20 protein-coding genes and 1 tRNA gene are annotated in these 21,199 nt (G+C 67.6%); 5 read left to right on the forward strand and 16 right to left on the reverse strand.

Translation table 11 applies throughout. The features are described from left to right. Nucleotides 1-25 precede the first annotated feature (25 nt). From H7F30_RS13060 to H7F30_RS13070, 3 genes are all read left to right on the forward strand, one after another. Nucleotides 26-107: transfer RNA gene (locus H7F30_RS13060), tRNA-Leu, on the forward strand. A 176-nt stretch (nucleotides 108-283) separates the two neighbouring features. After that, nucleotides 284-1,225, forward strand: coding sequence for a hypothetical protein (locus H7F30_RS13065; protein WP_187035607.1), 942 nt, complete (start codon nucleotides 284-286; stop codon nucleotides 1,223-1,225). Between the two features lie 134 nt (nucleotides 1,226-1,359). After that, nucleotides 1,360-2,265, forward strand: coding sequence for a hypothetical protein (locus H7F30_RS13070; RefSeq protein ID WP_187035609.1), 906 nt, complete (start codon nucleotides 1,360-1,362; stop codon nucleotides 2,263-2,265). Between the two features lie 6 nt (nucleotides 2,266-2,271). Here H7F30_RS13070 and rdgB read toward each other — a convergent pair whose 3' ends face one another. From rdgB to H7F30_RS13105, 7 genes are all read right to left on the reverse strand, one after another. Continuing rightward, nucleotides 2,272-2,880 carry an RdgB/HAM1 family non-canonical purine NTP pyrophosphatase gene (gene rdgB / locus H7F30_RS13075; RefSeq protein WP_187035611.1) on the reverse strand — a complete coding sequence of 203 codons (609 nt, stop codon included), beginning with the start codon at nucleotides 2,878-2,880 and terminating at the stop codon, nucleotides 2,272-2,274. Further along, entirely contained in the window at nucleotides 2,877-3,638 is a 762-nt protein-coding gene (gene rph, locus H7F30_RS13080) for a ribonuclease PH (protein WP_047311340.1), read from the reverse strand. The genes rdgB and rph overlap by 4 nt, the downstream gene beginning before the upstream one ends. 58 nt (nucleotides 3,639-3,696) lie before the next feature. After that, entirely contained in the window at nucleotides 3,697-4,728 is a 1,032-nt protein-coding gene (locus tag H7F30_RS13085; RefSeq protein ID WP_187035613.1) for a S66 peptidase family protein, read from the reverse strand. A gap of 53 nt (nucleotides 4,729-4,781) precedes the next feature. Next, nucleotides 4,782-5,144, reverse strand: a complete 363-nt coding sequence (locus H7F30_RS13090; RefSeq protein ID WP_187035615.1) for a gamma-glutamylcyclotransferase — start codon at nucleotides 5,142-5,144, stop codon at nucleotides 4,782-4,784. Further along, nucleotides 5,141-5,914, reverse strand: a complete 774-nt coding sequence (locus tag H7F30_RS13095; protein WP_187035617.1) for an MBL fold metallo-hydrolase — start codon at nucleotides 5,912-5,914, stop codon at nucleotides 5,141-5,143. The genes H7F30_RS13090 and H7F30_RS13095 overlap by 4 nt, the downstream gene beginning before the upstream one ends. After that, nucleotides 5,911-6,708: a glutamate racemase gene (gene murI, locus H7F30_RS13100; protein WP_047311336.1), complete on the reverse strand. Its 798-nt coding sequence runs from the start codon at nucleotides 6,706-6,708 to the stop codon at nucleotides 5,911-5,913. Before murI ends, H7F30_RS13095 begins: the two co-directional genes overlap by 4 nt. Nucleotides 6,709-6,835: 127 nt before the next feature. Then, nucleotides 6,836-7,624, reverse strand: a complete 789-nt coding sequence (locus tag H7F30_RS13105; protein ID WP_047311335.1) for a fumarylacetoacetate hydrolase family protein — start codon at nucleotides 7,622-7,624, stop codon at nucleotides 6,836-6,838. A 126-nt stretch (nucleotides 7,625-7,750) separates the two neighbouring features. Here H7F30_RS13105 and H7F30_RS13110 point away from each other — a divergent pair, with 126 nt between their 5' ends. Continuing rightward, nucleotides 7,751-8,641 carry a 3-methyladenine DNA glycosylase gene (locus H7F30_RS13110; RefSeq protein WP_187035619.1) on the forward strand — a complete coding sequence of 297 codons (891 nt, stop codon included), beginning with the start codon at nucleotides 7,751-7,753 and terminating at the stop codon, nucleotides 8,639-8,641. 11 nt (nucleotides 8,642-8,652) lie between these two features. Here H7F30_RS13110 and H7F30_RS13115 read toward each other — a convergent pair whose 3' ends face one another. The 3 genes from H7F30_RS13115 to H7F30_RS13125 all read right to left on the reverse strand — a co-directional run bounded on the left by H7F30_RS13115 (nucleotide 8,653) and on the right by H7F30_RS13125 (nucleotide 11,783). After that, nucleotides 8,653-9,498 (reverse strand): HAD family hydrolase, encoded by an 846-nt coding sequence (locus tag H7F30_RS13115; protein WP_129662815.1) that lies wholly within the window; start codon nucleotides 9,496-9,498, stop codon nucleotides 8,653-8,655. Nucleotides 9,499-9,503: 5 nt separating this feature from the next. Continuing rightward, nucleotides 9,504-10,598, reverse strand: a complete 1,095-nt coding sequence (locus H7F30_RS13120) for a branched-chain amino acid aminotransferase (RefSeq protein ID WP_187035621.1) — start codon at nucleotides 10,596-10,598, stop codon at nucleotides 9,504-9,506. A gap of 150 nt (nucleotides 10,599-10,748) precedes the next feature. Further along, nucleotides 10,749-11,783 carry a 3-isopropylmalate dehydrogenase gene (locus tag H7F30_RS13125; RefSeq protein ID WP_187035623.1) on the reverse strand — a complete coding sequence of 345 codons (1,035 nt, stop codon included), beginning with the start codon at nucleotides 11,781-11,783 and terminating at the stop codon, nucleotides 10,749-10,751. A gap of 158 nt (nucleotides 11,784-11,941) precedes the next feature. On the opposite strand from H7F30_RS13125, the gene H7F30_RS13130 reads away from it, so the two are divergent. Then, nucleotides 11,942-13,897 (forward strand): acyltransferase family protein, encoded by a 1,956-nt coding sequence (locus H7F30_RS13130; protein ID WP_187035625.1) that lies wholly within the window; start codon nucleotides 11,942-11,944, stop codon nucleotides 13,895-13,897. Nucleotides 13,898-13,981: 84 nt separating this feature from the next. Here H7F30_RS13130 and ilvD read toward each other — a convergent pair whose 3' ends face one another. The 6 genes from ilvD to H7F30_RS13160 form a co-directional block, all read right to left on the reverse strand. Continuing rightward, a complete protein-coding gene (gene ilvD / locus H7F30_RS13135; RefSeq protein WP_187035627.1) occupies nucleotides 13,982-15,820 on the reverse strand; it encodes a dihydroxy-acid dehydratase in 1,839 nt (612 codons plus the stop codon). A gap of 248 nt (nucleotides 15,821-16,068) precedes the next feature. Then, complete coding sequence (ilvC, locus tag H7F30_RS13140; protein ID WP_047311330.1) at nucleotides 16,069-17,103, reverse strand: ketol-acid reductoisomerase; 1,035 nt, start codon at nucleotides 17,101-17,103, stop codon at nucleotides 16,069-16,071. Between the two features lie 104 nt (nucleotides 17,104-17,207). Continuing rightward, nucleotides 17,208-17,720, reverse strand: a complete 513-nt coding sequence (ilvN, locus tag H7F30_RS13145) for an acetolactate synthase small subunit (protein WP_047311329.1) — start codon at nucleotides 17,718-17,720, stop codon at nucleotides 17,208-17,210. After that, nucleotides 17,717-19,570: an acetolactate synthase large subunit gene (locus tag H7F30_RS13150; RefSeq protein ID WP_047311328.1), complete on the reverse strand. Its 1,854-nt coding sequence runs from the start codon at nucleotides 19,568-19,570 to the stop codon at nucleotides 17,717-17,719. The genes ilvN and H7F30_RS13150 overlap by 4 nt, the downstream gene beginning before the upstream one ends. Before the next feature lie 239 nt (nucleotides 19,571-19,809). Further along, a complete protein-coding gene (locus H7F30_RS13155) occupies nucleotides 19,810-20,337 on the reverse strand; it encodes a histidine phosphatase family protein (RefSeq protein WP_187035629.1) in 528 nt (175 codons plus the stop codon). 81 nt (nucleotides 20,338-20,418) lie between these two features. Next, nucleotides 20,419-21,153: a class F sortase gene (locus H7F30_RS13160; protein ID WP_187035631.1), complete on the reverse strand. Its 735-nt coding sequence runs from the start codon at nucleotides 21,151-21,153 to the stop codon at nucleotides 20,419-20,421. Nucleotides 21,154-21,199 lie beyond the last annotated feature (46 nt).

Genomic DNA, 21,199 nt, shown 5'->3' on the forward strand with positions numbered 1-21,199 from the left:
CCGCTCGCGTACACTCGTGCGCGCTGCGCCTGTGGCGGAATTGGCAGACGCGCCAGATTTAGGTTCTGGTGTCTTAGGACGTGGGAGTTCAAGTCTCCCCAGGCGCACTCTCCCCAGCCCGTGCGAGGGCAACGTTGCCGCGCCCACACGTGGCTCGGCAGAATCGAGATCGCACCGAGACCGAACATCCATGGAACCTCCGCGATGTCGGCCCTAAGGTGAATCACCGGCCCGTGCTCGAGTCCGGCACGCGCGGGCGTCACCCGCAGTCGAGGGAGACGACGTGCGCCGTTCGCTCACCGCCTTCGCCACCACGTTCGCCTGTGTGGTCCTCGTGACCGGGTGCTCGGACGCCCAGGTCTTCAGTGCCTCGTCGACGAGCCGCATGGTCAAGCCGACCGCTACCGAAGACGTCTCCGTCGACGGCATGGATCCCACCGGCGAAGAGCCGAGTGTGGAGGACACCGACCACTCGATCGAGTGGACCGACATCCCTGGCGAAATCTGGGTGCGCGAGGCCGACTACTCCGGAGGGGAGTACTCCTTGACCGCCCTGTCGATGCCGGGCACTGAATTCGCCATCGCCGACACCTGGTCCGACGACGGCAATACCGTGGTGTCGTATCCGTGCGCGGTGCAACGTCGAGTTCCCCTCTTGGCGAAGGTGCCCGGTGCAATTGCAGGGGTGAACACCCGATACAGCGTCACCTGTCACACCGGCGCCGCACTTCGAGCCCCCTCCCTCGCAGGGTCGTGGACGCGGAGCGAAACGTCGGGCGGCGGCAGCGAAGCAGTGTTCACGCTGGGTGGCCCCTCCGCGCAAGGGCGACCCCCGACCACGGAAACCGCAGAAGCCATCACCGACGTGACGATGCCGCCCACCGTCGTCTCCACCTCGCGGACCGCGAAGGCACTCGTCGTTCGTGCCTGGGCTCCTGCCGGTGCAACCCTGAGCGTCGACCCGGCGCAGCCCGAGGCGAGCGCGCCTCAGGAGGGAACGTGCACGTCGAAACGCCTCGGACCTTCCAGAAAGCGCGCCGGGGCTCAGGAGAACCTCTACGAGATCGAGTGCTCCGCCGGGTACACACGCCTCGACCTCACCCTGACGGCGATGAGAACCAGGGCCAAGGTCGGTGAGCCTCCGAGCTACGAAGCCGCCCAGGTATCGCTGCCACCCGCCAAGGAAGGGAAGTCGACCGCTTCCTCGACGGCGTCGACGCGATAGGCCGGTCGTCGCGGGTGGACGGGCGCCGTCCCTGACAGGACCTTCCGAACGTGCCTACGCTGAGCGCATCGAGGCACCACGGTCACGCTCGAACCGTCGGCCCCTCGGGTGACACTTCGGCAGACGGGGCGCGTATGACGTGGTCAGGGCACACGAAGCGCACGTTCCCGCGCACGGGAGTCTTCCTCGCCGCACTTGTCGGGCTCGTCGGCCCCGTGCCCCTTGTGGGCTGCACCTCTGCACCGAGCTTCCCCCGTTCGTCATCCAGCACCACTCGCATGGTCGTCCCGAGCGAGGTACCGCGGTTGGACGAGGGCTTCCTCGAGCGCCCCGTCGCCGAACCGCGGACTCGCGCCGATCGTCGCACCGAGTTGTGGGTGCGGAGCGTGCACCTCACGTCACGCGGTCGTGCCCACACGGTCACCGTCGCATCCGCTGCGAACGGATCGTTCTCCCTCACGGACGGGCGGCCGACGACAGCGACCACTCCCTTCGACCCGCCGGGGCGACCATCCTGCCGGATCATGAGCGAACGTCCTCTCGCGGCTCCTGTCCGGGGTGCCGCCTCGACGACCGACACCCTCTACGTCCTGCACTGTGCCGGTGGCGCGATGAACCTGCCCATCCTCACCGGAACGTGGAGCGGTGGAGGCTCCACGCATCAGACTCAGGCGGTCGTCGGAATCGGTGGCCCTGAGGCACAGGGACAGCCCACGCCCGCAGCAGGACCCGATTCGACCACCCGCCCGACGATCGAAGTTGTCACGGCCACGCACCAAGGCAACCGCGCCACACTCGTCGTGCGAGCCACGGAGGGATCGGTGCTCACACTCTCGAGCTACGCGACGCGCTGCACGACGCGCCTTTCTGGCCCGGCTCAGAAGGCTCCGGGGTCCGACATCCGCACCCTGCAGTACCGAATGGACTGCATGAAGGTGACCGGACTGGCCAACGCCCAGGTGATGGCCACACGGACCACCGGCGTACCCGGCGCCGAGCCCCGTGTCGACGCCGCCTTCGCGCCCGTTCCGAACCGGTGACGGCCGTCAGCCCAGCGCTGCCACTGCCGGAAGGATGGAACGGAACGCCACGCCGCGGTGACTGATGGCCGCCTTCTCCTCGGGGCTGTGCTCGGCCATGGTCCGCCCGCTGGGCAATTCGAAGATCGGGTCGTACCCGAAACCGCCCTCACCGCGACGATCACGCGTGAGGCGTCCCTCGACGGCGCCGTCGGCCACCTGCGTCGCCTGACCGGGCACCGCGAGCGCAACGACGCAGTGGAAGCGCGCGGTCAGCCTCTCGAGGGGCACGTCGCCGGTCTGTGCGAGCAGGAGCTCCAGGTTCGCTTCGTCGTCGCCGTGGCGTCCGGCCCAGCGCGCCGAGAACACCCCGGGTGAGCCGCCGAGCACATCGACGGAGAGCCCGGAGTCATCGGCGAGCGCCGGCAGCCCCGTGGCTCGACTGACGTCGTCGGCCTTGAGACGAGCGTTCTCCTCGAAGGTGACGCCGCTCTCCACGGTGTCCACGAGATTCGGAAACTCACTCACGCCGACGACGTCGATGGCCAGGCGGGCGTCGTCGAGCAGGTGCTGGAACTCGGCGATCTTGCCGACGTTGCGCGTCGCGAGAACGATGCGCGTGCGCTCCCCCGTCACTGGATGCGCTCCCGCGCGTCGGCCTCGAGGGCTTCGCTCTGCTTCTGTGTGAGCGTCGTGATGCCACCCGCCGCGAGGTCGAGGAGCGCGTTCAGCTCGTCACGGCTGAACGGTGCGCCCTCGGCAGTTCCCTGCACCTCGACGATGCCGCCCGAACCCGTCATGACGACGTTCATGTCCGTCTCGGCCGTCGAGTCCTCTGGGTAGTCGAGGTCGAGGACGGGGCGCCCTTCGACGATGCCGACGCTGATGGCCGCGACCGAGTCGGTGAGCGGCTTCGCGGAGCTCTTGATGAGACCGCGCTCCTGCGCGTCGCGAATGGCGTCCGCGAGCGCCACGTAAGCACCCGTGATCGACGCGGTACGGGTACCGCCGTCCGCCTGGAGCACGTCGCAGTCGATGACGATGGTGTTCTCGCCCAGGGCCTTCGTGTCGATGACGGCGCGCAGGCTTCTGCCGATGAGGCGCGAGATCTCGTGAGTGCGCCCGCCGACCTTGCCCTTGCGGGCCTCACGGTCGCTGCGCGTGTTCGTCGAGCGCGGCAGCATCTCGTACTCACTCGTCACCCAGCCGGTGCCCTGGCCCTTGAGCCAGCGCGGCACGCCCTCGGTGAACGAGGCGGCGCACAGCACGCGCGTGCGACCGAACTCGACGAGGCAGCTGCCTTCGGCGTGGTCGAGCCAGTTGCGGGTGATGCGCACCTCGCGCAGCTGGTCGGGGGTACGTCCGTCGTGGCGGGGTGAGCTGGCGTCAGTCATGGGCACCACCCTATCGAGAGGACGCGAAGCTGCCGACGCCCTCGACGAGCGGACGGGGTCAGACGAAGCTCTGCCGGATCTCGTGACGCGGGCCGTCCATCGTCACGCGGGCGAGTGCTCCGTTGACGAGGACGTTTCCGGGCGGCACGTGGCCGAAGTCGACGTCACGCACGACGGGAACGTCCAGCTGTCCCAGGGAGTCCTCCACGGCGTCGTCCTGGGTGAAGTCGCCACTCGTCTTCGCTCCCGTTCGGCCGAGCAGCACGGCACGAGCGCCGTCGAACCAGCCCGCCAGCCGCAGGCCGTGCAGCATGCGTGCCGCGTCGAGAGCGGGGGCCTCGCAGTTCTCGAGGTAGACGATCGTGCCTTCCGGGCACCGCTCGGCGAACCGTGGCACGTCGCCGAACGGCGAGCCGGCCAGGTGACACACGACGTCGAGGCACCCGCCGATGAGCCTTCCCGTGACGTCGAGGCTTCCGCCGTCATAGCGCCAGCTCGCGCGTTCGCTCAGGTCGACGCGGGTGACGGCGGGCAGCCTCGACCAGTCGTCCCAACCACCGCGACGGCGCACACCCGGGTCCTGCTGCACGAACTCCTCGCCGCGCTCGCGTGCGACGACATCGAGCCAGTGCGCCGTTCCGCGCGGCAGGTCGTACGGCGTGTCCATGAGGTTCTGGCCGTGGAGGGTCGCCACGCCCGAACGGAGCGTCAGCGGCAGAAGCAGCGTCGAGATGTCGCTCCACCCGACCACCCAGGTGGGGTCGGCTGCGAGCGCGTCGGCGTCGAGCAGATCGACGATGTCGATGGCTGTCTCCCCACCCCACGGTGGCACGACGGCGCGCACCGACGGATCGCGCACGAAGGCGTTGAACTCGTCCGCGCGATCCTGCGCGGACGCACTCACGACGCTCTCGCCGCGCAGACACTCCCCTTCGACGACACGGTAGCCACGGTCACGAAGCCACCCGATGACGAAGTCGAGGCGCCCCTCGTGTTCGGGGCGCACGGGCGCGGACGATGCCGTCACCGCGATCGTGTCGCCGGGACGCAGGGGCCGCGGATAGGTGATGCCGGAAGGGGAACCGTTCATGCTTTCACCCTGTCAGAGGGGGCGGGCGCGGTCACCCCGACTTTCCGGTCGACTCAGAGGCCGGACAACTCGTAAACGTACGCCTCGACAACGCGCTCCTCGGCGCGTACCTCGACGACGACGCGGCGATACCCCGGCCCCTCGAAGTGATCGAGGCGCGGCCAGTGGCGCGGCAGCTCGGCCGACTCGAACAGGACACAGTTGACGTCGTCGGCGTCGTCGAGCGTCAGCCCCGGGTATCCGAACGCTGCGCCCCGGCCTGAGTCGACGCGCGTGCCGCGAACAACGGCGGGCGTCCATGTGCCGGGGATATCCGCCATGACGTGCTCGTTCGACTCGCCGGGCGCGAGCGTCCCGTAGACGACGAGGCGGTGTTCGACGTCGAGTTCCTCTGGCGTCGCGGACGAACTCGTCATGCGCGCAGCTCGTAGCGCTGGCCCGCGCGAGCGACCTCGACCTCGCCCGCCCAGACGGTCTTGGCGTCGCGCACACAGTCCTCCACGGGCGTCCAGGCCGGAATGTGCGTGAGCACGAGTCGCTTCGCTCCGGCGTCCTGGGCGGCCTTCGCAGCGCGTGACCCGGTGAGGTGGACGTCCTTGAGGTCGTCGTCGCGTCCGTCGACGAAGGCGGAGTCCGTGAGCACGAGGTCGGCGTCGCGCTCGAGGTCGACGAGGGCGTCACACGCGTCGGTGTCGCCGGTGTAGGCGAGCACGGCTCCGTCGGCTTCGACGCGCAGGCCGTAGGCCTCGACGGGGTGGTTGACGAGGAACGGGGTGATGTTCAGCGGTCCGACCGAGAACGTGGCGCGGTCGGCGAGATCGACGAACTTGTACGCGCCCGAGAGGTCCTCGTACTTGTCCACCATGTAGGCGCGCGTGATGCGCTCCTCGGCGCCGGGCGGTGCGAACACGGGCAGACGCGAGTCGAAACGGCCGTGCGGGTCGTAGTTGCGCACGACGAAGTAACTACACAGGTCGAGGCAGTGATCGGGGTGCAGATGGGAGATGACGACGGCATCGATGTCATCGACCTCGCGGTAGTTCTGCAAGGCGCCCAGCGAACCGTTGCCGAAGTCGAGCAACACCGACCAGGTACGGCCCTCGCTCTCGGCCTCGACGAGGTAGCAGGACGCGGGGGAATCGGGGCCCGGGAACGAACCCGAGCAGCCGACGACGGTCAGCTTCACAGCACCGCCCCGTGCGTCACGGCGCTCACCTCGGGGCCGAGGAAGCGTCGGGCGAGATTTTCGAAGACCTGCGGATCGCCCGTCGTCGTCCACTGGTGCTGCGGCGGAGTGTCGTCCTCACGCAACTGACCGATGTCGGCCAGCACGCGGTAGACGTCCTTCGCCGTCTCCTCGGCGGAGGAGACGAGCGTGACCGTCGAGCCCATAACGTAGCTGATGACACCGGTGAGCAGCGGGTAGTGGGTGCAACCGAGGATGAGGGTGTCGACGCCCTGGTCGACGAGACCGTCGAGGTACTTGTGCGCGACGGTGAGGAGTTCGGGCCCGGACGTCGTGCCGGCCTCGACGAACTCGACGAAGCGCGGGCAGGGAACGCTGGCAACGTTGACCTGCGGTGCCGCGGCGAAACTGTCGACGTAGGCCGCGCTCTGGTGAGTGGCCTGTGTCGAGATGACGCCGACGCGGTTGTTGCGCGTCGCAGCGGCGGCGCGGCGGGTGGCGGGGCGGATCACCTCCACCACGGGAACGTCGTAGCGTTCGCGGGCGTCGTGCAGGACGGCGGCGCTCGCCGAATTACACGCGATGACGAGGGCCTTGACGCCCTGCTCGACGAGCGAGTCGAGGCACTCGAGCGCGTACTGGCGAACCTCGGCGATGGGACGCGGACCGTAGGGCGCCCGGGCGGTGTCACCCAGGTAGATGATCTTCTCGTGCGGCAGCTGGTCGAGCACGGCGCGGGCCACCGTGAGGCCGCCGTAGCCGGAGTCGAAGATGCCGATCGGTGCGTCATTCACGCCTTTCAGCGTAAGTCCAGAACGAGCGCCCAGCGAAAACCCAGGCATGTGACAACACTCATGTTCGCCGCCATAGCGCCGGACTTTCCTCCGTCACAGGCGGATTCGCGCCCGGCCAGCGGTTTCGTCAGGCTTCTTCCGACTCCTCGAGCGCGACGTAGGTGTTGGCCAGGACCCCGATCTCCGGCACCTCGACCTCGACGCGCTGACCGGCCTTGACCGGACCGACACCCTCCGGCGTTCCGGTGAGGATGACGTCACCGGGCAGGAGGGTGAACGCGCGGCTCGCGTGCGAGATGAGTTCGGCGACGCCGAAGATCATGTCGGAGGTGGGGCCGTCCTGCACGACCTCGCCGTCGAGGCGGGTGGTGACTCGGCTGTCGGCCGGGTCGAGGTCGGTCTCGATCCACGGGCCGAGCGGGCAGAAGGTATCGAAGCCCTTGGCCCGTGACCACTGACCGTCGCTCTTCTGCAGGTCGCGCGCGGTGACGTCATTGCTGATCGTGTAGCCGAAAACGACCTTCTTCGCCTCCTCGGGCGAGACGTCCTTGCACATCCGGCCGATGACGACGGCAAGTTCGCCCTCGTAGTCGACGCGCTCGCTGATCTCCGGCATGACGACGGGGTCACCCGGGCCGATGACGGCGGTGTTCGGGATGAGGAACATGAGGGGTTCGGCGGGCACCTCGTTGCCCATTTCCTTGGCGTGGTCGGCGTAGTTGCGGCCGATGCCGATGATCTTGCTGCGCGGGATGACCGGTGCGAGCAGGCGAACGTCCTCGACCTGGTGCACAGTGCCGGTCAGCTCGATCTTCGTGTAGAGCGGATCTCCGGTGATCTCGGCGATCTTCTCGCCGGCCCCGTCGACCAGACCGAACATCGGGTCGTCGCCCGTGGTGAACCTCGCGATACGCATGCAGTCATCCTATCGACGCGGCGCCGGTTGCCCACGTCCGCCGTAGTCGCGCAACGGCGGCGTCCCTACGATGGTCCGGTGCAGGACTCAGCCACCACCCGCCCCACGCAAGTGGACTCCCAGGACGTGAGAGCCGTTCTTACCCCGGACGAATGGAGCGCCTCCGAAGCGGCCCACCTCGCGCGCGTCGAACCGCACATCGCCCCGCACCTGGGACGCCGCAAGGAGAACCGCAAACACCCGGTCGAGGACTTCCTCTTCGTCTACTACTCGCACTCCCCAGGCAAGCTGCGCCGCTGGCATCCCGGCGCCGGCGTTGCGCTCCTCGTCGACGACGCAGGACGCACCCCGATCACGGACGACAAGTACACCCGTCGTGTCGACCTGGCGAACGGCCCCGCCGAGATTCTCGACGTCGGTGCTTTCTCGCAGGCGCGCGACCGCACCATCGCGTTCGTCCGCTCACTGTTGACGGCCACCCTCGACCGCCCTGCGCACCTCGGCTGCTTCGGCATGCACGAGTGGGCGATGGTCTACAAGCTGCAGCCCGGCGAGCAGCGTCACGAACAGCTCCCCCTGCGTCTGAGCCAGGCCGCGACCGACGCTGTCGTCGACGCCGCCGACATCCGCTGCACCCATTTCGACGCCTACCGCTTCTTCACGCCGGACGCCGTGGACCTCAACCGCGAGCGCCCCACCCGCGAACGTCAGGTCGACTTCGAACAGCCCGCCTGTCTGCACGCCGGCATGGACGTCTACAAGTGGGCGCACAAGCTGTGGCCGCTCGTGCCGAGCGAACTCGTCGTCGATGCCTTCGAGTTGGCCAAGGAGATCCGCGCCCTCGACATGGAGGCGAGCCCGTACGACGTGCGCGACCTCGGCTATGGTGTCGTGCCGATCGAAACCCCTCGCGGTCGAGCCGAATACGTGCGTCGCCAGAGGGAGTTCGCCGACAGGTCACAAGCTCTGCGGCGTCGCATGCGCGAAGCCCTTCCCAGCGGCCGCGCCCAAGCCTGATCTCGCGTCACTCAGAGAAGGCGGCGGGCGAGGTACTCGGCCACGCCGTCCTCGTCGTTCGCAGCGCACCTGTCGTCGGCGGCCGCGAGCACGTCCTCGTGCGCGTTGGCCACGGCCACGCCGCGGCCCGCCCAGTCGAGCATCGGTAGGTCGTTGGGCATGTCGCCGAACGCCCAGACCGTCTCACGACCGATGCCGCGCTCGAGGCACCACGCCTCCAACCGGACGGCCTTCGTCACCCCGGGCGCCGAGATTTCTGCAAGCCCGCCCGCACCGGAGTAGGCCAGCACGCCACGCTCCCCCAGACACTGCGTGACGTCGACGACGAACGCGTCGTCGCTCCAGGCCTCGTCGCGAATGAGGATCTTGCCGACGACGAGGTCGTCGGGCAGTTCCGCGAGCTCGCAGTCGGTGACGTCACCAACGCCTGTGTCATGGCCGGGCTCACCGACGTGCTGATCGGGATAGGCGCGCGTGCGATACATGCCCCGGTCGGTCTCCACGGCAGCACCCGCGTTCGGGAACTCCCGCAACAGATCACCGACGAGGCCGCGCGCCACGCCCGGTTCGAAGCCGTGCGACTCGAGCACGACGCGATCGGCGACGTCGTAGACGAAGGCGCCGTTGCCACAGATCGCGACGCTGTGCGCGTCACGCGTACCGCCGACGATGTCGCTCAGGTGATGGAGCCATCGCGGCGGGCGCGCGGTGACGACGACCGTCTCCACGCCCGCACCCGCGAGCGCCGACCACACCTCGCCGGTGCGCGCGCTGACGGAGCCGTCGCTGCGCAGCAACGTTCCGTCGAGATCGCTCGCGACGAGATGCGGTCGCTCGTCGTCGTGTGAACTTGCCATGCCGATCAGGCCAGGCGCGTCATCCAGCCGCGCTTGTCCTCGACCTTGCCCTTCTGGATGGCGAGCAACGCCTCACGGATCTTCGTGGCCATCGGGCCGGCTTCGCCCTCGGGGCCGGACGTCACCTCACCGTCGGCCCACACGAGGCGACCGACCGGCGTGACGACGGCCGCGGTGCCGCAGGCGAAGATCTCGGTGATCGTGCCGTCGTTGCAGCCGTCGATCCACTCGTCGATCTTGATGCGACGCTCGACCGGCTTGAGGCCGAGGTCGGTGGCGAGTTCGAGGATGGAGCCACGCGTGACGCCCTCGAGGATGGTGCCCGTGAGCGCCGGCGTGATGAGTTCGCCGTCCTTCGTCACGAGGAAGAGGTTCATGCCGCCGAGCTCTTCGATGTAGGTGCCCTCGACCGAGTCGAGGAAGACGCTCTGGTCGCAGCCGCGCTCGTTCGCCTCGATCTGCGCCGCGAGGGAGCTGGCGTAGTTGCCACCGCACTTGGCAGCACCGGTGCCGCCGACGCCGGCGCGCGCGTAGTCACGCGAGAGCCACAGCGACACGGGCTTCACGCCGCCCTTGAAGTACGCACCGGCCGGCGAAGCGATGATCGAGTAGGTCACCTCCTTGCTCGGACGAACCCCGAGGAAGGCCTCGGACGCGAACATGAACGGACGCAGGTAGAGGCTCGCTTCGCCGTCCTCGAACGCGGGCACCCACGACTCGTCAGCCGCGACGATGGCCTTGAGCGACTCGACGAAGTCGGCCTCGTCGATCTTCGGCAGCGCGAGACGGTCGGCGCTGCGGTTGAAACGCTGAGCGTTCTTCTCGGGGCGGAAGGTCCAGACCGAACCGTCCTCGTGGCGATAGGCCTTCATACCCTCGAAGATCTCCTGCGCGTAGTGCAGAACGGCCGCGGCCGGGTCGATCTGGAAGGGGCCGTACTCCTTGACCTTCCCATCCCCCCAGCCCGACTCCTCACGCCACGTCGCGACGACCATGTGGTCGGTGAAGGACTGCCCGAAACCCGGGTTGCCCAGGATCTCGGCCCGCTCCGCGTCAGCGCGCGGGCTCGGGTTGGGCGTCATCGAAAAGGTCAGAGCCATGGTTCCTCCAGAGAAAGTGGTCCGGGTCACTGCGGATCAGGATATCGCCGCACGGGAGGTGTGCGGACAACGGGCAACGCGTGCAACGGCGGGCGGGGCGCCTCGTCCGAGGTGCCCCGCCCGCCGCCGTCCGCGGGATGGTGATGTCGCTCAGAGCCGCCCGGCGATCGCGTCGCCGATTTCGGTGGTCGAGCGCGGCTGCGCGCCGCGGGCTGCCAGGTCGGCGACGACGGCCTCCTCGATGCGTCGGGCCTCGTCCTCCCGGCCGAGGTGAGCCAGGAGCAACGACGTGGACAGGATGGTGGCCGTCGGGTCGGCTTTGCCCTGACCCGCGATGTCGGGGGCCGAGCCGTGCACGGGCTCGAACATGCTCGGCGCCGCGCCCTCGGGATTGATGTTTCCCGAGGCCGCAAGGCCGATGCCGCCGGTGACCGCGGCCGCCAGGTCCGTGACGATGTCGCCGAACAGGTTGTCCGTGACGATGACGTCGAAGCGCGACGGGTCGGTGACCATGTAGATCATCGCCGCGTCGATGTGCGCGTAGTCGTGCGTGACGTCGGGGTACTCGCGCCCGACCTCCTCGACCGTACGGCGCCACAGGTGGCCCGCGTAGGAGAGCACGTTGTGCTTGTGCAGGAGCGTGACCTTCTTGCGCTCACGCTTGTTCGCGCGCTCGAACGCGTCACGAACAGTGCGCTCGATGCCGAATCGGCTGTTGACGCTCACCTCCGTCGCCATCTCGTGCGGGGTGCCCACACGCAGGGCGCCGCCGTTGCCGGTGTACGGACCCTCGGTGCCTTCGCGCACGACGACGAAGTCGATTCCCTTGGCTGTGACGCTCTCGGCGAGCGGCGTCGTCACGCCCGGCAACAACTTGGACGGACGCAGGTTGATGTAGTGGTCGAGTTCGAAGCGGATGCGCAGCAACAGCTCGCGCTCGAGGAGGCCGCTGGGGGCGCTCGGGTCGCCGATGGCGCCGAGGAGGATGACGTCGTGGCCGCGCAGCTCCTCGAGGACGGAATCCGGGAGCGTTTCACCGGTGGCGTTCCACCGACGGGCTCCGAGGTCGTACTCGGTTCGCTCGACGTCACCGTTCGTCACGGCGTCGAGCACCTTCAGCCCTTCGGCCACCACCTCGGGGCCGATTCCGTCACCTGCAATGACTGCCAGATCGATCGCGCTCATACGAGCAGAGTAGCGAACGTCTTGCAGTGTGAAACACAAATCTCGCAATATGAGCAGACAGGGCGGGAGTGGCGCCTCGCGAAACGACGAACGGCCCCGCCGAGCCCGCCTGCGCACCTATGCTGACGTAGCTCTTCCCCTTACTTCGAGGTAACCGCGTGACCCAGCCGACCACCACCGGGCAACAGCACCACGAGGTGCCCGCTCTGGCGCGCAGCAAGCGACGTCCCGCGCTGGACGGTATCCGCGCGCTGTCCGTCGTGGCCGTGATGATCTATCACGCCAACCCGGAGTGGATTCCGGGCGGCTACCTCTTGGTCAACGTCTTCTTCGTGCTCTCCGGCTACCTCATCACCGGGCTGCTGCTCAAGGAGGCGTCGCGCTGGGGCTCGATCGACCTCGTGAGCTTCTACAAGAACCGCGCACGACGCCTCCTTCCGGCGCTGTTCGTCGTCGTGGCCGTCGTGACGCTCATCGGGGCGCGAATCCTCACCGAGAGCGCCAAGGCGAACCTGCGCGGCGACGGTCTCGCGACCCTCTTCTACGTCGCCAACTGGCGCTTCATTCTCGAGGGCGAGTCCTACTTCGCGAGCACCGGCGACCCCAGCCCGTTCCGCCACATGTGGACGCTGGCCATCGAGGAGCAGTTCTACCTCGTCTTCCCGATCCTCCTTCTCGGACTCATGACGATGGCGCACGGGCGCAGGCGGCGCATCGCGCAGGGGCTCGTCGTCCTCATCGTGCTGTCGGCCATCGTCCAAGCCTGGATCTACACCTCGCAGATCAAGCCGATGCCGACGCCCGACCCGTCGCGCATCTACTACGGCACCGACACCCGCGCGAACGAGTTGCTGCTCGGCGCAGCGCTCGCCGTGGCCATGACGTACTGGCGCAAGCGCACCTTGCGCGCGAACGCCGAGAAGCTGACGTGGATAGGCATCGCCTCGTTCGGCGGCATGCTGGCCTTCTTCTTCGGCCCCAACGAGACGTCCGCCTGGGTCTTCCTCGGCGGCAGCGTGCTCTTCTCGATCCTCATCTGCCTCATCATCGTGGCCATCGAGGTCTGGCCCGGGTCGGTCTTCGCCGAGTTCCTCAGCTGGAAGCCCATCGTCTGGATCGGTGAGCTGTCGTACGGCATCTACCTGTGGCACTGGCCGATCTTCGTCTTCCTCAACGAGGAGCGAACGGGCTGGAACGAGCTCGTCCTGCTCGTCGTCCGCCTGGCGCTGACCGTCGGGCTCGCGACGATCTCCTACTACTTCATCGAGCAGCCGATCCGCACGCAGAAGCTGCAGAAGCGCCTCGGCCGCACGAAGTCGATCGCGGCGTGGAGCCTCGCGCTGCCGGTGACGGTCGCCGTCGTCGTCCTCGCCACACTGGGCATCAAGCCGGTGACCGACGCCAAGTCGGGTTCGCAGCTCGACACGACGACGGGTTCGGGCGACAAGAAGATCGCGGTCGTCGGTGACTCGGTCGGCTACGGCCTCGCCTTCCAGTTCCCCGCCGGTTCCTACCCGGGTGTCTCCGTCACGGGTAGCGCGAAGATCGGCTGCGGTACCGCCGAGCAGTGGCTCGTCGTCAACGGCGTGCGTCAATCGCAGGACAACCCCGAGTGCCGCGACGTGTTCTCCGGGTGGGAGAACGCCGTGAAGAGTTCGAACGCGAAGGTCGTCGTCTGGTCGATGGGCGGCTGGGACGTCTACGACCACTACGTCGACGGCAAGGTGCTCAAGGAGCAGTCGCCCGAGTACGCGCGCTACTACCGTTCGCGCCTCGAGAAGGGCCTCGCGGCGTTCGGCCCGAAGACGCAGGTCTTCATCCCGAAGGTCGCCTGCTACGACCAGCCGAAGTTCGAGGTCGAAGGCCAGGACCTGGCCCTCGACCGCAACGACCCGGCGCGCGCCAAGGCCCTCAACGCCATCATCGACGACTTCGCGAAGGCGCACTCCGATCGCGTCCACGCCGTCGACCCGTCGTCGTGGCTGTGCAAGGACGGCAAGCCGATCGAGAAGATCGACGGCAAGGTCGTGCGCGAGGACGGCGTCCACTACACCTCGGACGGCGCGAAGAAGTTCTGGGCGTGGCTCATGCCGCAGCTCAAGAGCCATCTGTGACGCTGACGCCCACACACGCCGCTGCCCGCCCCGACCGATCAAAGGTTGAGGCGGGCAGCAGCTTACGGAGGGCGCTCCGGGGTGTCAGTCGACGACTCGTGCGGCGCCCTTGTCAGCGCTCTGCGCGAAGCGCGCGAAGATCTTGAGCGCAGCCGAGACGGGGCGGTGACGGCTCACCGGCTCCCAGCCCTTTTCGTCCTGCTCTGCCCGACGGCGCACGAGTTCCTCGTCGTCGACGAGCAGGTTGACGCGGCGGTTCGGGATGTCGAACTCGATGACGTCACCCGTACGCACGAGACCGATCGCGCCGCCCGCGGCCGCCTCGGGCGACACGTGGCCCACGGAAAGGCCCGACGAACCGCCGGAGAAGCGACCGTCGGTGATGAGCGCACACTTCGGGCCGAGGCCGACGCCCTTGAGGTAGCTCGTCGGGTACAGCATTTCCTGCATGCCCGGGCCGCCCTTGGGGCCCTCGTAGCGGACGACGACGACGTCACCGGCGTCGATCTCGCCCTTGAGGATCATCTCGACGGCCTCCTCCTGACTCTCGGCCACCTTGGCCGGGCCGGAGAAGTTCCACTGGTGCTCGGGCACGCCCGCGGTCTTGACGATGCAACCGTCGGGCGCGAGGTTGCCGGTGAGCACCGCGAGGCCGCCCTCGCTCGTGTACGCGTGCTCGACGGAGTGGATGCAGCCGTTCTCGCTGTCCTCGTCGAGCGACTTCCACCGGTTCGTCGAGCTGAACGCCTCCGTGGTGCGCACGCCACCGGGCGCCGCGAGGAAGAGCTCACGTGCCACCTCGGTGGCCTTGCCACCGCGGATGTCCCAGTCGGCGAGCCACTGCTCGAGCGACGGGCTGTGCACCGCGCGCACGTCACGGTTGAGCATGCCGCCGCGGTCGAGCTCACCGAGGATGGCGGCGATACCGCCGGCCCGGTGCACGTCCTCCATGTAGAACTGCGCGCTGTTCGGCGCCACCTTGACGAGGCACGGCGTCTCACGCGACAGGGCGTCGATGTCGTGCTGATCGAAGTCGACACCGGCCTCGTGGGCCGCGGCGAGCAGGTGCAGGATCGTGTTCGTCGAGCCACCCATCGCGATGTCGAGGCGCATGGCGTTCTCGAAGGCCGGCTTGCCGGCGATGGCGCGCGGCAACACCGAGTCGTCGTCGCCCTCGTAGTACGTCTTGCACAGCTCGACGACGAGCTTGCCCGCGTTGAGGAACAGGTCGCGGCGAGCCGACGCCGTCGCGAGCGTCGAACCGTTGCCGGGCAGCGAAAGGCCGAGCGCCTCCGTGAGGCAGTTCATCGAGTTGGCCGTGAACATGCCCGAGCACGAACCACACGTGGGGCACGCGCTCTGCTCGATCTTGGTGATCTCCTCGTCGGAGACGTTGTCGTCGACCGACTTGATCATGGCGTCGATGAGGTCGAGGCGTGACTCGGCCTCGCCGTCCTTGATGACGGCCTTGCCGGCCTCCATCGGCCCACCGGAGACGAACACCGTCGGGATGTTGAGGCGCAATGCGGCCAGCAGCATGCCTGGCGTGATCTTGTCGCAGTTGCTGATGCACACGAGCGCGTCGGCCTGATGGGCGTTGACCATGTACTCGACCGAGTCGGCGATGATCTCGCGGCTCGGCAGCGAGTAGAGCATGCCGTGGTGACCCATGGCGATGCCGTCGTCGACCGCAATCGTGTTGAACTCGCGGCCGACACCGCCGGCCTCGGCGATCGCGCCGGCGACGAGCTGACCCATGTCCTTGAGGTGGACGTGGCCGGGCACGAACTGGGTGAAGCTGTTCGCGACGGCGACGATCGGCTTGCCGAAGTCGCCCTCCCCCATTCCGGTGGCGCGCCAGAGCGCGCGAGCGCCGGCCATGTTGCGTCCGTGGGTTGTTGTGCGTGAGCGAAGTTCGGGCATGTCCCTATTCTCCCAGTCTTCGTCGTGTCGCCGAAGCGGCGTTCGTCAGATGAAAGCGACGTGCCCGGCTCCCCCAAGGAGAGCCGGGCATCGAACGTGAAGTCTGTGTACCAGCGTGACCCCAGAATCACGCTCCTACACCAACATCGGGTGGATCCTCAGCGGCACTGTTGTCTCGGCCGCTTCGTCAACGCTTACTTCGGCAGGATCCTCACTACGTTGCGGCCCTACCTGCGTGCGCTTGATCCTCAGCGGCCGGCAGAGCCCTCGACGTAGTCACTGTCCGTGTCCGCATCCTTGAGCCAGCTCATGAGGCCGCGCAGTTCCTTGCCCGTCTTCTCGATCGGGTGCGAGGCACCCTTCTCGCGCAGACGCTTGAACTCCGGCGCACCCGCGTCCTGATCCTCGATGAAACGCTTGGCGAACGCACCGCTCTGGATGTCGGCGAGAACGCCCTTCATGTTCTCCTTGACACGCTCGTCGATGACGCGCGGGCCCGAGACGTAGTCACCGAACTCGGCCGTGTCGGAGACCGACCAGCGCTGCTTGGCGATACCGCCCTCGACCATGAGGTCGACGATGAGCTTGAGCTCGTGGAGGCACTCGAAGTAGGCGACCTCCGGCTGGTAGCCGGCCTCGGTCAGCGTCTCGAAGCCGTACATGACGAGCTGCGACGCGCCACCGCAGAGGACGGCCTGCTCACCGAACAGGTCGGTCTCGGTCTCCTCGGTGAACGTCGTCTTGATGCCGCCCGCGCGCAGACCACCGATGGCCTTGGCGTAGGAGGCTGCAAGGTCCCAGGCGTTGCCCGAGGCGTCCTGCTCGACGGCGACGATGACCGGCACTCCACGGCCGTCGACGTACTCGCGACGCACGAGGTGACCCGGGCCCTTCGGGGCGACCATGACGACGTCCGCGTCCGACTCGGGCGTGATGTAGCCGAAGCGGATGTTGAAGCCGTGACCGAACAGCAGGGTCGTGCCCGGCTTGAGGTTCGGCTTGATGTCGTTGGAGTAGACGGTGCGCTGCACCTGGTCCGGCGTGAGGATGACGACGACGTCGGCCTCGGCGACGGCCTCGGCGACCGAGAGAACCTTGAGGCCCTCGTTCTCCGCCTTCTCCTTGGACTTGCTGCCCTCGGCGAGGCCGACGCGCACGTCGACACCGGAGTCGCGCAGGTTGAGCGCGTGGGCGTGACCCTGCGAGCCGTAGCCGATGACGGCCACCTTCTTGCCCTGGATCACCGAAAGGTCGGCGTTGTCGTCGTAGAACATTTCAGCCACGGGATCGCTCCTATTCATCGTGGTCGTCACCTCGCGGGGTGACGTCTGTTGGTTCGATTCTGCCCGCACGCGCCATCGGCCCGGGCAGTGGGTTGAGGGAAGGCTCAGGCCTTCTTCTTGTCACGGGCGGCGATCGCCTTGGGCCCACGGCCCAGGGCGACGACACCCGACTGCACGAGTTCACGAATGCCGAACGGCTCCAGCGTCGCGAGCAATGCCTCGAGCTTCTCGAGCGTGCCGGTGGCTTCGATGACGACCGATTCGTTCGTCACGTCGATGATGTTCGCGCGGAACATCGTCACGAGGTCGATGATCTGCGAACGGGTGGCCGCATCGGCGCGCACCTTGAACAGCACGAGCTGACGTTCCACCGCAGAGCTGCGGTCGAGTTCGACGACCTTGAGCACCTCGACGAGCTTGTTGAGCTGCTTGGTCACCTGCTCGAGCACCTCGTCGTCGACGTCGACGACGACCGTCATGCGCGAGATCTCCTCGGACTCCGTCTCACCGACGGCGAGCGAGTAGATGTTGAAGCCGCGTCGGGAGATGAGGCCGGAGATGCGGGCGAGCACACCGGGCCGGTTCTCCACGAGCACGGACAGTGTGTGGCGGCTCATGCCTGCTCCTCCTCGTTGGGAATCTGCTCGTCGTCGGCGTCGTCGTCGTCGCGGTCCCACACCGGCGTGATGTCCCGCGCCATGGTGATGAGGTCGTTGCTCACGCCGGCGGGCACCATCGGCCACACCATGGCGTCACGCTCGACGACGAAGTCGATGACGACGGGGCGGTCGTTGATCTCGAGCGCCTTCTTGATCGTGTCGTCGACATCGTCCGGGTGCTCGCAGCGCAGCCCCACGCAGCCGTAGGCGTCGGCGAGCTTGACGAAGTCGGGCACCCGGCTGCCGCCGTGACTCGTGTGCAGGTCGGTGTTCGAGTAGCGCTCGTTGTAGAAGAGCGTCTGCCACTGACGCACCATGCCGAGGCTCGAGTTGTTGATGATCGCGACCTTGATCGGGATGTTGTTGATGACGCAGGTGGCGAGCTCCTGGTTCGTCATCTGGAAGCAGCCGTCGCCGTCGATGGCCCACACGGTGCGCTCCGGCTCGGCAGCCTTGGCGCCCATGGCCGCCGGCACCGAGTAACCCATCGTGCCGAGGCCACCGGAGTTGAGCCAGCTGTTGGGACGCTCGTACTGCACGAACTGCGCGGCCCACATCTGGTGCTGACCGACGCCGGCCACGTAAACACCCTCGGGACCGGTCAGGGCCGACAGGCGTTCGATGACGTACTGGGGCGCGAGGAGCGACTCGTCCTCCGGCGGCGTGTAACCGAGGGGGAACTTGTCCTTCCACTCCGCCGTCGTCGCGTGCCAGGCGTCGTAGCTGCCCAGCTCGACGTTCTCGAGCGCCTTCGCCAGGTCGACGACGACCTCCTTGGCGTCCCCCACGATCGGTACGTCGGCAACACGGTTCTTGCCGATCTCCGCAGGGTCGACATCCGCGTGGATGACCTTGGCGAACGGGGCGAAGCTGTCGAGTGCGCCGGTGACGCGGTCGTCGAAGCGGGCACCGATCGTGATGAGCAGGTCCGCGCGCTGCAGCGCCGTCACGGCCGGCACGCTGCCGTGCATTCCAGGCATACCGAGGTGCAGCTCATGGCTGTCCGGGAAGGCGCCGCGCGCCATGAGCGTCGTCACGACGGGGATCTGCGTCTGCTCGACGAGGGCGCGCAGTTCCTCGTGGGCACCGGCACGGATGACACCGCCGCCGATGTAGAACACGGGACGCTCGGCCTCGCGGATGAGCTCGGCCGCAGCCTTGATCTGCTTCGCGTGCGGCTTCGTCACCGGGCGGTAGCCCGGCAGATCGATCGCCGGAGGCCAGGAGAACGTCGTCTTCGCCGTCAGTGCGTCCTTCGTGATGTCGACGAGCACGGGGCCCGGTCGGCCGGTGGAGGCGATGTGGAACGCCTCGGCGATGGCGCGCGGGATGTCATCGGCGCAGGTGACGAGGTAGTTGTGCTTCGTGATCGGCATCGTGATGCCGCGGATGTCCGCTTCCTGGAAGGCGTCCGTACCGATGGTCTTGGAGTTGACCTGTCCGGTGATGGCGACGATCGGCACCGAGTCCATGTAGGCATCGGCCAGCGGAGTGACCAGGTTCGTGGCGCCCGGCCCAGAGGTCGCCATGCACACGCCCACCTTGCCGGTGGCCGCGGCGTACCCCTGGGCGGCGTGGCCGGCGCCCTGCTCGTGGCGAACGAGGACGTGACGAACCTTGACGGAGTCGAGCAGCGGGTCGTACGCGGGAAGGATGGCCCCGCCCGGCAAGCCGAAGACCGTCTCGACACCCTGCGCCTCGAGCGCGAGGACGAGTGACTGAGCACCGGTCACGCTGGGCTTCTGGGGCTCTCGCCGCGCCAGATCACCCGGCGAAGGCGTGCGATCGGTCGTTGCCGCGTCGCTCATCTGTTGTCACCACTTTCGGCTGTTGGTAGCTGCACCGGTCTCGAACATCAAAAAATCCCTCAGCTCTGTGGGAGCGATGAGGGATCAGCGTGCGTCGTGAGTCGTGTTCGACTGCTCAGGACGCACGCTGCGTGAGTACGAGAATCTGTGCCATGCGGAACATTTTGTCGAGGTGAGCAGAGCGAGTCAAAGATGTGAGACACCGATCTCACTGAGTGAGATCGGTGTCTCACATCTGGTCACAGGCCACCGGCTCGCACATCGAGGAGATCGCCTGCGCCCCGCGCGACGTCCCCCCAGCCGCCCTCGAACGCGACAACGGCAGCCGACGCCGGGACGAACCCACGCGTCAACGTTTCGAGATCACCGGCGTCACCAGCACCGGCCACCAGCTCGTACGCCAGCGCGGGGATCCCGGGTGCATGGCCGACGATGACCGCAGTCTGCGCCTCGGGGGCCGTCGCGTCGAGATCGCGCACGAGGCTCAGAAGCGAATCGACATCCGCCTCGTAGATCGCCGGCTCCATGGTGATGAGGACGCCATGTCCGGTGGCTTCCTGGATGGCGGCCCAAGTTTGACGGGTTCGCGCGGCCGGCGAACAGAGAACGGCTTCGCCGAGCAGGTCGTTCTCGCGTAGCCACTCCCCTGCTCGGGCAGCCTCGTCGAGGCCGTGGGCCGTGAGCTCTCGGGATTCGTCACCTTCCCGGCCGTCGGGTTCGGCGGTGGCGTGACGCAGGAGGACGAGTCGGCGCACATTCTCGGACATGCGCCCATCATCGCCCCTTCTACTGCCCGAGTGGAAACCGGAACCCTAACGCGACACCGCCGATGTCGGCCGACGCGTCGATCAGACGGGCTTCGCCCATACGACGTAGTTGTTCGACCGGTGTTGCGCGTTGACCCACTGGCTGTCGGCGTCGCAGGTCACGAGGGCCACCACGGGAGTCGAGCTCCCACCCCACACGCGCATGTCGTTCTGCAGAGCCGTCTTGCCGACGCTCGCCTTGTTCGTGACGACGAAATCCTTGTGGGTGCCGTCGGCGTAGCTGATCGTCACCTTGCCGCCCACGGGGGTGCGGTGCAGGGAGTAGAAGATGTCCGGACCGTTGAGCGTCACGTGCCCGGCGAGCACGGCGATGCCCGGCATGCCCGGCTTGACGCGCCCGTATCCCGTGAACTGTTGGATGACGCCCCCGGGCGGATTGAGCACACCGTTGTTGAGGCCTCCCGGTGTGATCGCGTTGTTGAGGCCGATGCTCGGAATGGAGATGCGAACGGCCGCGGCTCGCGGCACACCGACAGACTTTCCGGTCGGCGTCTGCGTGCCGGAAGCCTTCGGCGCAGCGGCCGAGGTGGAAGCAGCCTTCTTCGATGCGGGACTCGAGGCGGAACGCGATCCGGACGACGATGACGATGACGTTTTCGCAGACGGCCCGCTCGTCGTCGACGAACTGGACGCACTGGACGAGGTCGACGCCGCCACGGGCTCGGACGACGAGTCGTCACTGCCGCCACAGCCGGAAAGGCCGACAGCGCAGACCAGGGCGAGCGAGGCGAGGAACTTCCCCCGAGAGTTCTTCATGGCGATCATCCTACGGGTGAGCGGGACGCGTGATGCCCCACCGGAG

The sequence above is a fragment of the Dermacoccus sp. PAMC28757 genome (assembly GCF_014302635.1).
In the GTDB taxonomy this organism is placed as follows: domain Bacteria; phylum Actinomycetota; class Actinomycetes; order Actinomycetales; family Dermatophilaceae; genus Dermacoccus; species Dermacoccus abyssi.

Bases quoted from the DNA above. Each gene is read 5' to 3' on its own strand.
- H7F30_RS13115 (WP_129662815.1), bottom strand. From the start codon at position 9,498: ATGGCAAGTTCACACGACGACGAGCGACCGCATCTCGTCGCGAGCGAT.
- H7F30_RS13120 (WP_187035621.1), bottom strand. From the start codon at position 10,598: ATGGCTCTGACCTTTTCGATGACGCCCAACCCGAGCCCGCGCGCTGAC.
- ilvD (WP_187035627.1), bottom strand. From the start codon at position 15,820: ATGCCCGAACTTCGCTCACGCACAACAACCCACGGACGCAACATGGCC.
- H7F30_RS13090 (WP_187035615.1), bottom strand. From the start codon at position 5,144: ATGACGAGTTCGTCCGCGACGCCAGAGGAACTCGACGTCGAACACCGC.
- H7F30_RS13150 (WP_047311328.1), bottom strand. From the start codon at position 19,570: ATGAGCGACGCGGCAACGACCGATCGCACGCCTTCGCCGGGTGATCTG.
- ilvN (WP_047311329.1), bottom strand. From the start codon at position 17,720: ATGAGCCGCCACACACTGTCCGTGCTCGTGGAGAACCGGCCCGGTGTG.
- H7F30_RS13125 (WP_187035623.1), bottom strand. From the start codon at position 11,783: ATGAGCGCGATCGATCTGGCAGTCATTGCAGGTGACGGAATCGGCCCC.
- H7F30_RS13085 (WP_187035613.1), bottom strand. From the start codon at position 4,728: ATGAACGGTTCCCCTTCCGGCATCACCTATCCGCGGCCCCTGCGTCCC.
- H7F30_RS13160 (WP_187035631.1), bottom strand. From the start codon at position 21,153: ATGAAGAACTCTCGGGGGAAGTTCCTCGCCTCGCTCGCCCTGGTCTGC.
- H7F30_RS13070 (WP_187035609.1), top strand. From the start codon at position 1,360: ATGACGTGGTCAGGGCACACGAAGCGCACGTTCCCGCGCACGGGAGTC.
- rph (WP_047311340.1), bottom strand. From the start codon at position 3,638: ATGACTGACGCCAGCTCACCCCGCCACGACGGACGTACCCCCGACCAG.
- H7F30_RS13155 (WP_187035629.1), bottom strand. From the start codon at position 20,337: ATGTCCGAGAATGTGCGCCGACTCGTCCTCCTGCGTCACGCCACCGCC.
- H7F30_RS13105 (WP_047311335.1), bottom strand. From the start codon at position 7,624: ATGCGTATCGCGAGGTTCACCACGGGCGACGACCCGATGTTCGGTCTG.